General features: G+C 52.6%; 12 protein-coding genes, 1 tRNA gene and 1 pseudogene. 11 read left to right on the forward strand and 3 right to left on the reverse strand.

Translation table 11 applies throughout. The features are described 5' to 3' along the window. The first annotated feature begins 5 nt into the window (after window positions 1-5). From proA to GT753_RS24180, 4 genes are all read left to right on the forward strand, one after another. A complete protein-coding gene (proA, locus tag GT753_RS24165; protein WP_075686147.1) occupies window positions 6-1,259 on the forward strand; it encodes a glutamate-5-semialdehyde dehydrogenase in 1,254 nt (417 codons plus the stop codon). Window positions 1,260-1,447: 188 nt separating this feature from the next. Continuing rightward, window positions 1,448-1,523, forward strand: a tRNA-Thr gene (locus GT753_RS24170). A 263-nt stretch (window positions 1,524-1,786) separates the two neighbouring features. After that, window positions 1,787-2,566 (forward strand): alpha/beta hydrolase, encoded by a 780-nt coding sequence (locus GT753_RS24175; RefSeq protein ID WP_015376760.1) that lies wholly within the window; start codon window positions 1,787-1,789, stop codon window positions 2,564-2,566. Window positions 2,567-2,994: 428 nt separating this feature from the next. After that, a complete protein-coding gene (locus tag GT753_RS24180) occupies window positions 2,995-3,213 on the forward strand; it encodes a TM2 domain-containing protein (RefSeq protein WP_015376761.1) in 219 nt (72 codons plus the stop codon). Between the two features lie 50 nt (window positions 3,214-3,263). Here GT753_RS24180 and GT753_RS24185 read toward each other — a convergent pair whose 3' ends face one another. Further along, window positions 3,264-3,797, reverse strand: a complete 534-nt coding sequence (locus GT753_RS24185) for a hypothetical protein (RefSeq protein ID WP_015376762.1) — start codon at window positions 3,795-3,797, stop codon at window positions 3,264-3,266. 439 nt (window positions 3,798-4,236) lie between these two features. After that, a complete protein-coding gene (locus GT753_RS24190) occupies window positions 4,237-5,157 on the reverse strand; it encodes a LysR substrate-binding domain-containing protein (protein ID WP_021505280.1) in 921 nt (306 codons plus the stop codon). A 115-nt stretch (window positions 5,158-5,272) separates the two neighbouring features. Between GT753_RS24190 and GT753_RS24195 the strand changes: the two genes are divergently transcribed. Then, window positions 5,273-5,995 carry an isochorismatase family protein gene (locus GT753_RS24195; protein ID WP_021505281.1) on the forward strand — a complete coding sequence of 241 codons (723 nt, stop codon included), beginning with the start codon at window positions 5,273-5,275 and terminating at the stop codon, window positions 5,993-5,995. A gap of 87 nt (window positions 5,996-6,082) precedes the next feature. Further along, window positions 6,083-7,180: a hypothetical protein gene (locus GT753_RS24200; protein ID WP_160126041.1), complete on the forward strand. Its 1,098-nt coding sequence runs from the start codon at window positions 6,083-6,085 to the stop codon at window positions 7,178-7,180. A gap of 60 nt (window positions 7,181-7,240) precedes the next feature. On the opposite strand, the gene GT753_RS24205 is transcribed toward GT753_RS24200, so the two are convergent. Then, complete coding sequence (locus tag GT753_RS24205; RefSeq protein WP_160126042.1) at window positions 7,241-8,209, reverse strand: AraC family transcriptional regulator; 969 nt, start codon at window positions 8,207-8,209, stop codon at window positions 7,241-7,243. Window positions 8,210-8,654: 445 nt separating this feature from the next. Here GT753_RS24205 and GT753_RS24210 point away from each other — a divergent pair, with 445 nt between their 5' ends. The 5 genes and pseudogenes from GT753_RS24210 to GT753_RS24230 form a co-directional block, all read left to right on the forward strand. Beyond that, window positions 8,655-9,113, forward strand: a complete 459-nt coding sequence (locus tag GT753_RS24210) for a helix-turn-helix domain-containing protein (protein ID WP_160126043.1) — start codon at window positions 8,655-8,657, stop codon at window positions 9,111-9,113. A 474-nt stretch (window positions 9,114-9,587) separates the two neighbouring features. Further along, window positions 9,588-10,211 (forward strand): isochorismate family cysteine hydrolase YcaC, encoded by a 624-nt coding sequence (ycaC, locus tag GT753_RS24215; protein WP_015376766.1) that lies wholly within the window; start codon window positions 9,588-9,590, stop codon window positions 10,209-10,211. A gap of 165 nt (window positions 10,212-10,376) precedes the next feature. Continuing rightward, window positions 10,377-11,801: a glucose/sorbosone family PQQ-dependent dehydrogenase gene (locus tag GT753_RS24220; RefSeq protein WP_004930281.1), complete on the forward strand. Its 1,425-nt coding sequence runs from the start codon at window positions 10,377-10,379 to the stop codon at window positions 11,799-11,801. 104 nt (window positions 11,802-11,905) lie between these two features. Beyond that, window positions 11,906-11,983, forward strand: a complete 78-nt coding sequence (gene pqqA, locus GT753_RS24225; protein WP_004930284.1) for a pyrroloquinoline quinone precursor peptide PqqA — start codon at window positions 11,906-11,908, stop codon at window positions 11,981-11,983. A gap of 58 nt (window positions 11,984-12,041) precedes the next feature. Continuing rightward, a pseudogene (locus tag GT753_RS24230) lies at window positions 12,042-12,178 on the forward strand (pyrroloquinoline quinone biosynthesis protein B); the annotation flags it as partial.

Raw genomic sequence — 12,178 nt, forward strand, 5'->3', positions numbered from 1 at the left:
TGAGCATGCTGGAGCAGATGGGGAAGGCCGCCAAGCAGGCCTCCTGGCAGCTGGCGGTGCTGAGCACGGCGAAGAAGAATCAGGTGCTGTCGGTGATGGCCGACAGGTTGGAAGCCAACAGTGAAGCGATCCTGCTGGCGAACGAACAAGACATGGTGCAGGCGCGCGCCACCGGCATGAGCGAAGCGCTGCTCGATCGCCTGCTGCTGACCCCGGCGCGGCTGGCGGCGATCGCCAACGACGTGCGCCAGGTGTGCCGCCTGAACGATCCGGTCGGCCATGTGCTGGACGGCAACCTGCTGGACAGCGGGCTGAAGCTGGAGCGCCGCCGGGTGCCGCTCGGCGTGATCGGCGTGATTTACGAGGCGCGGCCGAACGTCACCATCGACGTCGCCAGCCTGTGCCTGAAAACCGGCAACGCGGTGATCCTGCGCGGCGGGAAAGAGACGCACAACACCAACCAGGCGACGGTGAAAGTGATCCAGCAGGCGCTGGAACAGTGCGGCCTGCCGGCGGCGGCGGTGCAGGCGATCGACAGCCCGGATCGCGCGCTGGTGAACGAACTGCTGCGCCTGGATCGCTATGTCGACATGCTGATCCCGCGCGGCGGCGCCGGCCTGCACAAGCTGTGCCGCGAGCAATCGACCATCCCGGTGATCACCGGCGGCATCGGCGTGTGCCACACCTACGTGGATGCCGACGTCGATTTCGACAAGGCGCTGACGGTGATTGAAAACGCCAAGATCCAGCGCCCGAGCGCCTGTAACTCGCTGGAGACGCTGCTGGTGAACCGCAGCATCGCCGCCGAGTTCCTGCCGGCGCTGAGCGCCAAAATGGCGGCGGTGGGCGTGACGCTGCACGCGGCGGAAAATGCGCTGCCGTTGCTGCAGGGCGGCCCGGCGACGGTGGTGCCGGTGAATGCGGAGGATTACGACGACGAATGGCTGTCGCTGGATCTGAACGTGTTGCTGGTGGACGATATCGATCAGGCTATCGACCACATCCGCACCCACGGCACCAACCACTCCGACGCGATCCTCACCCGCTCGCTGAGCAGCGCCGAGCACTTCGTGCGCGCGGTGGACTCCTCGGCGGTGTACGTCAACGCCAGCACCCGCTTCACCGACGGCGGCCAGTTCGGCCTGGGCGCGGAAGTGGCGGTGAGCACCCAGAAACTGCACGCCCGCGGCCCGATGGGCCTGGACGCGCTGACTACCTACAAATGGATCGGCTACGGCGACGATCTGGTGCGCAGCTAAGGCCGGATTGCGGTCATAAAGAGGTCAGGGCGCAGCATGCTGCGCCCTGATTGTTTTTGTAAACGGGACTGCACGACAGTCTGGTTGCTTGTAAAACGACCAAACGCCCCGGCGGCTCTTGACTCATTTCGCGCGCAGGTCTACCTTGTTCAACGCACTTCCGGCTTGCCCCGCAGGCCCGGCTCGATGCCGATATAGCTCAGTTGGTAGAGCAGCGCATTCGTAATGCGAAGGTCGTAGGTTCGACTCCTATTATCGGCACCATTTCAAGTCTCGCAATGCCTTCCTTGTAAAAATACGCAGCACTGGCGTCTGCAACGTTTGCGGTTGATATTTCTGCTTATCGCTACGTGGCAATGCGCTGCAAGGTATAATACAAACGCGTTTGTTTAATCATTCACACAACCAGCAAGCGTCGTAAGCAGAATAATACGTTGCTACGGTTGAACCTCACCGTCTTTTTTTATCTGGAAAAAGACATTGTCGCCAATGTTAAACCACTGGCTTATTTATAAAGTGAGGTTGTTATGTGTGGATGTTTGATTTCAAGAACGAAGGACTTTAACTTTAATGGTCAACGTTATAGAGTTTTTATTGCTCATGACAAGCAAGCGCATGGCGATTTAAAAGCGCTTTACTTTCTCGATGCCAATACTCAATTCTCCAAGCTGACCGACCAGCATCGGCGCAGAAGTAACGATAATATTCTTTATGTCGGCATCGGCTATCAGGATGGGGTGGATATACTAAAAGCAAGAACCCGCGACTATACGGTTCCCTCTGATGATAAGGAGTTTATTGACGGTGGCGGAGCGCCGGCATTTTATCAGTTTATCACCACATGCGTTAAGCCCTGGATTGAGTCACACTACTCAATCAATACAGACAAACAAACGCTGGCAGGTCATTCACATGGCGGGCATTTTGTACTTTATACGCTGTTGAACCATCCTGACGCGTTTCAAAATTATCTGGCGGCCAGTCCATCGATCTGGTGGGGGAATGGGGCGTTGCTTCCTGATGGCAAGTTAACAATCGCTGAAAGCGTTAATAAAATAACCTTGATGATCGGCGAGTATGAAGAAAAGGTTCATCCGCAAAGTAATGAAACTGAAAGAGAGCGGGTGACCAGAATTAATACAACACCCAAGTTGCGAGTCAGGCATCTGGCAAAAAAACTGATCGAAGATGAGCAACGCTGTGATTTTATCTTCTGCTCAGGGCGTCGTCATCCGGGTGTCATCAAGGATTATGCACTTATGGCGAATGCGATCGCGGCGCATAATACTCAACGCGATGGGCTTTAGCGTCGTGATATAATCATTTTTTGAACACTTGCAAGTGAGCTGCTTTTAGCCGTCTGCAGGCATTCACCAGGGAAACTAAAAATTAGAACGGTATGCCAATATCAGGCAATGAAAATTTGTTTTAACCTTATCTCTTACAATGACTGCTGCGGGATAATGTTCGTTCATCTATTATGCTTACGAGATCCTGCGAGCGTGCGTGTTTTTTGAGCCGAAACCGAGTATCTGCAACCTCACTTCCCATGCTTCCCTCTGCTTATCCTTTCCCCGGTTAAACAACCGTTTAATTAATCACTGTTATAATTACCCCTGTTGAGCCTTGATGGGTGAATGTTTTCCTCCTCAAGCAGTGCGATGCGGCGCTCTGTGGAGCGGCATCCGTTTTTGGATATGCCGGTGGTTCGGTGAGAAGTTAGGAGAAGTGCACTATGAGCAGAAAAGACAAGCTCGCGGCGGCCCTGCTGGCCATCTTCCTGGGCGGATTGGGCATTCACAAGTTTTACCTGGGCATGAAGTGGTGGGGGCTGTTCTACCTGCTGTTCTGCTGGACGGGGATCCCGGCGATTGTCGGCTTTATCGAAGGTATTATTTATCTGTTCCAATCGGAAGAGAAATTCAACCAGAAATACAATCCTGGTCTGATTTAATGCTTTTCTGACGGCGCCTCCTGTTAAGGGAAGCGCCGTTTTTCATTCCGTTACTGTTTCTTCATCATCATCTTGCCGCGCATCTCTTTGCTCATCATTTTATTCGAGCTGGAGATGACGCAGTTATATTGCTTGCCTTGGTTAATGACCATAAAGGTGCTGACCGGATCTTTAAAATTCTTGTCGATGGTGAAATAAATATACGCCTGCGGCAGCGCCGCCGGTTTAAAGGCGCCGAAGGCATACACATCCGCCAGGCCCAGCGCGGAGAGATCGACCGTCAGCTCCATCGGTTTCATGGAATCCGGCGATGGGAACATCGATTTGGCCGACATCATCATGGTGCTGCTGTTGATGGTGTAATCGGTTTTAACCTTCATGCCCATATATTTCGATTCCGGCATGGAGAGTTCTTTTTTGCAGGCGGCGTCGTGCTGCGGTGCCGGGCTGCCGTTTTCCATCACGGCGTGCACATGTTCCAGCGTCACTTCCGCGTTGCCGGTGGTAGGTTGCGCATCGGCCGCGTAAGCCGCGCCGCTGAAGGCGGCCACAGAGGTAAAGATAATGCCCGTAACGATTTTCATTGTCGGTCTCCGGAATGCTAATAATGATATTAATTGCGGTGTGTAGCCTATTGGCTTGATAAAACGCAAAGTGACCCGTTCCATGGAGATAAAGCTTCCTCGGAATATTGTTGATAAAATATTTCCCCGCCCGCTAAAAAACGGACTTTTTAATTGCTGTCAGTGTCTTTGTCCAACTGCATATAAATAGTCTGTCTAAACATAGTCAATGTTTGGAATATGCACAAATTATTGCAGTTTTTTTTCTTTGTTTGTGCCTTTTGCTTTTAGGTTGAGAGAAATATCCCATGCGATACAGTGTGTTGTGTTTTTAACGTGAGATTTTACATGAGGCGTTATTTATGTGAGTGGTATGGTCACATAAACGATGCGATAAGTGATTATATATTGCCAGGCTTATTATTGAAGTTATTAAAGAATAACGCGGCGAGAGCCGCGTTTATCGATCGTTCAATAACGGCGGTATTTCCTGGTAAAAAAAGTCGATCAGCGCTTTTACCGCTGGTGGCACTCCGCGGCGCGAGGGATAAAGCAGCACCAGCTCGCCGTTTTGCGGATGCCACCCGCGCAGCACCTCTTGCAAATCGCCACGCGCAAGCGCCTGGCGGCAGGCGTAATAGGGAATGCCGCAGATCCCTTGCCCATCAAGGGCGGCGCGCAGGATCACCTGCAAATTATCGCTGCTTAAGCGGGGTGAGAAGGGCACGGTGACCACGGCGTTTTGCGGCCCGTAGAGCCGCCAGCTCGGTGCCCCCTGTTGTGGCGGGTAAAGCAAACAGGGCATATCGCTCAGCTGTTGTGGTGTTGACGGCGCGCCGTGTCGCGCCAGCCATGCCGGGCTGGCGGCCAACAGCCATTTGGCGGTGCCGAGTCGCCGCTGGATAAGCCCTGCGGCCTCGTTGGCGATGCCAAGCCCGCGGACAGTGAAGTCCAATCCTTCCTCCAACAGATCTATCCGCCGGGCGGTGACGTGCGTTTCTACGTTCACTTTGGGAAAGCGCGCCATAAATGCCGGCAGGAGCGGAGCGATCACTTCGTCCGCCAACAGCGGCGACGCGCTGAAGCGCACGGTGCCGTTCGGTTCCGCCAGCGTGCGCAGCGCCGTCTGCTGCGCCTGATGCGCTTGCTGCATCATGGCGACGCAGTGCAGATAGACCTCGCGGCCCACCTCGGTGAGCTGAATACGCCGCGAGGTTCTTTGCAGCAACCGCAGGTTGAGTTGACGTTCCAACTGCGCCACCTGGCGGCTCAGGCGAGAGGTCGGGATGCCCAGCGCTGTGCCGGCAGCGGTAAAACCTTTGTGCTCAACCACCTGAGTGAAAAAATACATGGCGTTGAGATCGAGTGGAAACACCTTCATCACACACTCCATCATGATCATTTTTGCAATGATAGCTTCTATTATCGCCTATTTAACCCTGATCGATGCGGTTTTATCCTGCAGGCACACCATTGTTGAAACGAGGATAAACATCATGAAAAACCTTTACCGCACTTTGGCTCTGGCCATCGCCATGGCCGGGGCGGCGCAACCGGCCTTCGCGGCGCCGGCAGCGCCACAGCCGCATACTCAGGCACAGCCGGCGTCCGGCCCCTTGCAGCTGTTGGATCGCCACAACTCGGTGCTGCTGTTGGTTGACCATCAGATCGGTCTGATCACCGGCGTGCGCGACATGGAGAGCGCAACGCTGAAACATAACGTCGTGGCGCTCGCCAAGGCGGCCCAGGTGATGGGCATTCCGGTGATCGTGACCTCGACCGGCGCCAACGGTCCTTTCGGGCCGATCATTCCGGAGCTTAAGGCTGCGTTGCCGGGGGTGAACATTATCGATCGCCACAGCGTCAACGCCTGGGACGACGCGAACGTGCGCAAAGCGGTTGAGGCCACCGGCCGCAAAAAGATCGTGATCGCCGGCGTATCGCTGGAAGTGTGCGCCGGCTTCCCGGCGATCACGGCCAAAGCGGCAGGATACGACACCTATGTGGTGATCGACGCTTCCGGCACGTTCAATCAGTCCAAGCATGAGGCGGGCATGGCGCGGCTGGTGCAGGCCGGAGTGATCCCAACGGATTACGGTACGGTGGGAGTAGAGTGGCTGGGAGATAACGGCGATGCCAAAGCCGGCGAGCTGTACGGCGCGCTGGATATGCCGGCCACGACGCTGGTGAATCAGCTGTTCCAGACCAAAGGCAAATAGAGCCTGGAGTGATAGCGATATTTTTTTCAATCCTTCCAACCGCCTGCGCTAGAATCAGGCGGTTTTCTCTTGGAAAAGGATATCGCCATGGCCGCCTGGGCCCTTTTGATCGTCGGTTGGGTGTTGATTTGGCAGGATCAGCCGATTGTCGGCGTGCTGTGCATCGCGCTGTTTGCCGTGCTGCAATGGGCGAAGTATGCCGCTAAAGGTGCGCAGGACCCCGAAGAGGTGGCAGAGTGGCGCAAGACCGACTGGCGTTCGCAGCCGATTGAAATGGCGCACGCCGGTGACTGTGACCGGCAGATTGGCGGCGTGGGGGAACTGGGCATGGGCGGCCCCAGCTTTTGGACGCTGCTGCTGCGCGACGGGGCGATGGTGCATGGCGCCTGTGCCGAACCGCAGGACGTGGACGGCGGCAGGTTGCGCCTGATCCCGACCCGCAGCCGCGAGGGAGAGGGGCTGACGGTGTACGAGCCTGCCGCCCGGGTGATGTACGCGCTGCCCGCGCTGACCGATCGTGAGCAGGGAGCCTTAGCCGCCGGTTCCGCCGAGGCGCTGGCGCGGCTGCGGGCGAAGTGTCGGCAGGTGGAGGCCACGCCGTTGCGGCAGGTGCGCGGTCTGTGGGTGCCGCAGTGGATAGAGGAACCGGCGGATCGTCTGGAGATCACCTTGCCCAGCGGCCGCGTGCTGGCGGCGCGTTTGATGTTGCCGCCCGATCTGCGCTATGCAGACGATCCCGCCGCGCTGCTGCACGCACCGCCTTATGCGTTGTGGCTGGATAACCGGCCGACCGATCGCTTCGTGTGCGATCTCGAACGCGTGGCGGAATCCCCGGCGGGTGATGCCTTCTGCGTCGGCGGTTGCCAGTTCCGCGGCGAGCATATCGTGGATGGCCTGTACCACCTCTATTTCGCCGGCGAGTGGTTCTGCCTGCTCTCTTATGCGCACAAACCTGCAGGTGGGCGTGGTTCAGACACCACCTTTTTCGTTGAACGAGTCGAGCCGCAAGACGGCGGCGTGTTCGTGATTGAATGGGATGCCTACAGCGTGGGGCCCGACGGGCGTGAGCCGCGCGTGCCGGCCCCGCCGGTCTTGGTTATCGCGGTGAGCTGGCAGGAAGCGCCGCTGCAGCTGCCCACGGCCAATAACCGCGTGACCGTGCGCCTGCCCAACGCTACGGCGTAATGCAACATGGTGAGCTCGCCGGCCTGCAAGGCGCGCGTTAATGCTCACATTTTGATTCGCTTAAGGGCGTTTCTTCCTGATCTTGCCGGGAGACTCGCCAAAATAGGTTTTACACACGCGATTGAAGTGTGAAACATCGACAAAGCCTGCCCGTTTGGCGATATCTGCGATGGAGAGTTCGTCAAATTCTTCGGTATTGAGCATACGTAATGCGGAGTTGGCGCGGTAGTTGATTAACGCCTGGCCGAAACTGGTGCCTTGATTGGCCATCACGCGGTGTAATGTTCTGGTTGAAATGCCGACCTCTCGCGCGATATCCGTTGCGGTCAGAACTAAATTCATGTGTCTTTGATGCAGACTTTCCACGATTTTCTGATAATTTCTATCGCGGCTAAATTTGCGGGACAAGGCATCTTCGCTAACCAAATCGTGATAGAGCAGCGAGAGCAGCATGCCGATTTGATCCAATATCATTGGCGGTTGAAAGTCGATTGTGCTCAGATAAGGCGGAGAAATCTGTTCCAGATAGGCGGCTAATACTTTCCCCCAGCCTGAAAGCTCGCTCAGGTTTTGTTCGATCATTTTTTCGGGATTGGCGACCCAGGTGTTGAGCCACTCAGCAGGCAACGCCAGCGTGCGGTTAAGGAAACCCTCCGGCAAAAGTGAAATATATTCCTTGCGCGTATCGAGCAAGATTGCGCTGCCCGCAGGCACGGTGATCTCTTGGACGTATCGATTGATAAATCGCCATGTGGCGCCGGCATACACGAGGTGGTATTCGTCGCTGGCGCTACGTAGAATATTCTTTCTGTCGCGCTGTGAGCGTTTGGCTGAACCATTAATGTCAGTAATGGAGAATTGCCCGGCCTTGAGCGTTGACAGATGGCACCAGAAGCGGGAGTGATCGTCGATGGTGGTTGTAACGCTGATCAGGCTTTGTTTCAGCAGGCGATCAAATTCACTCAGCCGCTCTTCTGCAAGCATGCCGGCAGTTGACCAGTTAAATAAGGAGGACTTGTCCTTTCGCATTGCACCGCTCTCCATTTTACGTTGTCCGTTAACGTTTATTTTTCTCACATTGCCTAAAAAATGACTGTCTGACTGGGAATGTTCCTATTGTCTTTTATTAAAGTTGCAGCCCTTTTCCTCTGTGCCGTAAGTCATCATCCTATAATGATAAGAGATAGGTTCCGTCTTAAGATGTAAATATCATAAATTATAGTTGATTGCATCGCTTGAACGGGGATTTATCAGATGATGTTTCTGATGTCATTAAATTCTCTTATGTAATACAAAGGGGATTGTTTTAAGGGGCTTAAGTAAACCGCCGTGATGATAATTATTTCAACCGGAATTTGCTTTGGATGCCACTCAATTGGCTGTGAGTGACAGGTTGCGGGGTAATTTGACAGCACATTCTTTTTCTGCCATTGGTTATTTGTGCAATGAAGTTAATTAAATGAGGAGGGAGAAGATGTCTGACGAATTTAACGGAAAGATCAGCGAGCGCGTCGTTCGAGAAATTATTATTTGGATTGATAATAACTTAGGTGGGGATTTGAGTATTGATGCCATATCCAGAAAGTCAGGTTATTCTAAATGGCATCTGCAGCGAGTGTTTAAAATGCGAGCCGGTATCAATCTGGGCGGTTATGTCAGGGAGAGAAGGGCGCTCTTTGCGTACTATGCTTTGACGGAAACAGATATACCAATAATTGATATTGCTTTTATGTTAGGCTTCAATAGTCAACAGGCATTTAGCCGAGTAATTGATAAAACATTCACGCTTTCACCCGGTGTTATTCGTCGGCTAAGCAGAAACGGCACGGTTTCTTTTCCGGCATTGATTAATAACAGCTACTGTTCAACGACCTCCATGAATCCCGCCATGCGGGTCTCTGTCATGGAGGGAATGCATAAATTATTAATATAGTTAAATTCTAATTTTAATTGGCGTCTGGTGATTGCCCCTTTTGCTTTTGATGCCTTGTCACTTTGAGCAAAAAAAATGGCACGTTTAACCCTATTAAAAAGGACGCTCTCCATTAGACTGAAAACAGTGGAATGTACATGGCGATCATGGAAAGGTAAAAATTTGATTTTTAAATATTTTTTTCAATTTTTACCGGGTTTTAAGAGCTGAGAACCCCCCTGGTTATATAAGAAAACGTTGATTTCTTTTAAGATTTTTTTCACAAGACAAGCCAATTTTTTTTTCAGGGGGGAGGTAAATGATTGATGGAGTGGCTTATTTAATCAGCTTTTTGTTAATATTCCGATTTTGTGTCTTCAATTTGCTTCTCTGCTGAAAGAGACTAAAATTTATTCTATGCTTTGTCATCTTTCAGCTGGTCTTAGCGCTGTAGTACTATACCCGGTCCGTTCAGTCCATTTAAAGGAGTGAGATATGTCAAAGAAATATGTTCGCCTTGATAAAAATGATGCCGCTGTGCTATTGGTCGACCATCAAACGGGGTTGCTTTCTCTCGTTCGTGATATCGATCCCGATAAATTTAAAAATAATGTCCTGGCTGTGGCTAATTTAGCAAAGTATTTCAAGCTGCCTACGGTGTTAACAACCAGTTTTGAAGTTGGCCCGAACGGCCCGTTAGTGCCGGAGCTAAAAGAGATCCATCCTGATGCTCCATTTATTCCTCGCCCTGGGAATATCAACGCTTGGGATAATGAAGATTTTGTTAAAGCCGTCAAAGCTACCGGTAAAAAGCAATTGATTATCGCCGGGGTCGTTACGGAGGTTTGCGTCGCATTCCCTGCGCTGTCGGCGCTGGAAGAAGGCTTTGATGTATTCGTCGTGACTGATGCATCAGGCACCTTCAATGAACTTACGCGTGACTCCGCATGGGACAGAATGTCTCAGGCTGGCGCGCAGTTAATGACCTGGTTTGGCGTTGCCTGTGAATTGCACCGTGATTGGCGTAATGATATTGAAGGATTGGGCGCGCTGTTCTCAGCACATATCCCAGATTACAGAAATCTGATTACCAGCTTTAATAAAATGAGCGAGAAGTAATCTTCTAACGCTCTTTTTTGCATATATTTGGCATGATGCATGTGTTGCGTTGCATCATGCTAGTGTTTTTTCCCTTATCGCAGAGCTCTGTGATTGAGCTTAAATCGACAGGCCTTTTTTCTTTATATTCATCCATAAAAGTTTCTGGGCATAGGATGGGAAATTATGAATAACAAATTCAGTGTGATGTTCAACGCGATTGCCATATCTCTGATGACCTGCGGTATGGCCTATGCGGCGGATGCTTCTCACTCGCCGAAAGGGGAACAAGCGGTTGTTCAAACGGCAGAACCTTTCAAGGCCCATGTTTTGATTAATGGGCTTGATGCGCCCTGGGACATGATTTGGGGGCCGGATGGCGACCTCTGGGTAACGGAGCGCAAGGCTGCGTCAATCGTTCGTATCAACCCGCAAACGGGTGAAAAGCAGGTGGCGATCAAGATTGACGGCGTGCATGTCGGGCCGCAGCATGAAGGGGTATTGGGGCTGGCGCTGTCCCCGAACTTCATGAAGCCGGGAGGGGATAACTATGTCTACGCCTCCTATACCTATATGAATGGCAATGACGAGCACGCAAAAATCGTCCGTTTCGAGTACGACGAGAAAACCAAAAAACTGGGGAATGAGAAAGAAATTCTGGCGGGTTTCCCGGCAGGCAACGATCATAACGGCGGGCGCCTGCGTTTTGGGCCTGATGGCAAGTTGTATTACACGATCGGCGAGCAGGGCCACAACCAGGGTGCCAATTTCTGCAAGAAAATTGACGCTCAGCGAATCCCGACCGAAGCCGAGCTGGCTAAAAAAGATTATTCCTCTTACGCCGGTAAAGTCATTCGCTTAAATGTCGACGGCACTGTTCCAAGTGATAATCCGGTGATTCACGGGATAAAAAGCCATCTTTTCACCTACGGTCACCGTAATCCGCAAGGTCTCGTTTTCGTCGGCAATACGCTGTACGCCACAGAACAAGGGCCTTCATCCGACGATGAGTTGAATATCCTCGAAGCCGGCGGCAACTATGGCTGGCCTCATGTCGCAGGCTATCGCGACGATCAAGCATATGTTTACGCGAACTACTCCGAGGCTAAAAATTGCCCGTCTCTGCAATGGGATCCGAACCATATCCCGGCGGGCGTACCGATCCAGAAAGAGACCGAATGGAGCGCACCTGATTTCAAAGCGCCGTTGAAAACCTTCTTTACCGTAAGAGAAGGGTTTACTTATAACAACGCCAGTTGTCAGGGCGATTCATCCTATATGTGTTGGCCGACAATCGCGCCTTCCAGCATTGCGTATTATCCTGAGAATGGCGTGATAAAAGCTTGGCGCAACTCGGTTATTATCACTTCCATGAAAATGGGGGCATTGTACCGAGTGCCGTTAAATGCGGATAAGAAGGATGTGCAGGGGGATGTGATTAAATATTTCCACACCGCGAATCGTTACCGTACGGTGTTGGTGAGCCCTGATACGCGGAAAATCTATGTAGCGACAGATAATTTTGGCAACGTTATGGATGAAACCAACCATCCTACGCACGATCACAGCAACCCCGGTTCGATTCTGGTCTTTGAATATACCGGGCAGTAGTCGTGAATAAGGGAGATATCTGATGATATCTCCCTGAATTGAGCCGGAATAGAACGGATTTTTTGGCTTAGCTGCCGTTACTTTACATAAAGAGGGTAAACATCATGCTGTTATGGCAAAAACCTGAGTTTGTTGACCTGCGTCTGGGGCTGGAAGTGACGCTGTACATTTCCAACCGTTAATCGCCCGTCTGCCCGCCTTTCGCGCGGGCATTTCTTTCCTTCTTTTTCTGGTTCAGACATGCAGATAAAAGTTCTCGGCTCGGCAGCGGGCGGCGGCTTTCCCCAGTGGAATTGCAACTGCGACAACTGCCGGGGCGTTCGCAGCCACAGCATCAGCGCCACGCGCCGCACGCAGTCTTCCATCGCCGTCAGCGA

This window comes from Serratia sp. Z4, from assembly GCF_009900725.1.
Taxonomy (GTDB): domain Bacteria; phylum Pseudomonadota; class Gammaproteobacteria; order Enterobacterales; family Enterobacteriaceae; genus Serratia; species Serratia nematodiphila.

What these genes read in the sequence shown, in the direction of transcription:
- proA (WP_075686147.1), top strand. Translation starts at nt 6, where the DNA reads ATGCTGGAGCAGATGGGGAAGGCCGCCAAGCAGGCCTCCTGGCAGCTG.
- GT753_RS24175 (WP_015376760.1), top strand. Translation starts at nt 1,787, where the DNA reads ATGTGTGGATGTTTGATTTCAAGAACGAAGGACTTTAACTTTAATGGT.
- GT753_RS24180 (WP_015376761.1), top strand. Translation starts at nt 2,995, where the DNA reads ATGAGCAGAAAAGACAAGCTCGCGGCGGCCCTGCTGGCCATCTTCCTG.
- GT753_RS24185 (WP_015376762.1), bottom strand. Translation starts at nt 3,797, where the DNA reads ATGAAAATCGTTACGGGCATTATCTTTACCTCTGTGGCCGCCTTCAGC.
- GT753_RS24190 (WP_021505280.1), bottom strand. Translation starts at nt 5,157, where the DNA reads ATGAAGGTGTTTCCACTCGATCTCAACGCCATGTATTTTTTCACTCAG.
- GT753_RS24195 (WP_021505281.1), top strand. Translation starts at nt 5,273, where the DNA reads ATGAAAAACCTTTACCGCACTTTGGCTCTGGCCATCGCCATGGCCGGG.
- GT753_RS24200 (WP_160126041.1), top strand. Translation starts at nt 6,083, where the DNA reads ATGGCCGCCTGGGCCCTTTTGATCGTCGGTTGGGTGTTGATTTGGCAG.
- GT753_RS24205 (WP_160126042.1), bottom strand. Translation starts at nt 8,209, where the DNA reads ATGCGAAAGGACAAGTCCTCCTTATTTAACTGGTCAACTGCCGGCATG.
- GT753_RS24210 (WP_160126043.1), top strand. Translation starts at nt 8,655, where the DNA reads ATGTCTGACGAATTTAACGGAAAGATCAGCGAGCGCGTCGTTCGAGAA.
- ycaC (WP_015376766.1), top strand. Translation starts at nt 9,588, where the DNA reads ATGTCAAAGAAATATGTTCGCCTTGATAAAAATGATGCCGCTGTGCTA.
- GT753_RS24220 (WP_004930281.1), top strand. Translation starts at nt 10,377, where the DNA reads ATGAATAACAAATTCAGTGTGATGTTCAACGCGATTGCCATATCTCTG.
- pqqA (WP_004930284.1), top strand. Translation starts at nt 11,906, where the DNA reads ATGCTGTTATGGCAAAAACCTGAGTTTGTTGACCTGCGTCTGGGGCTG.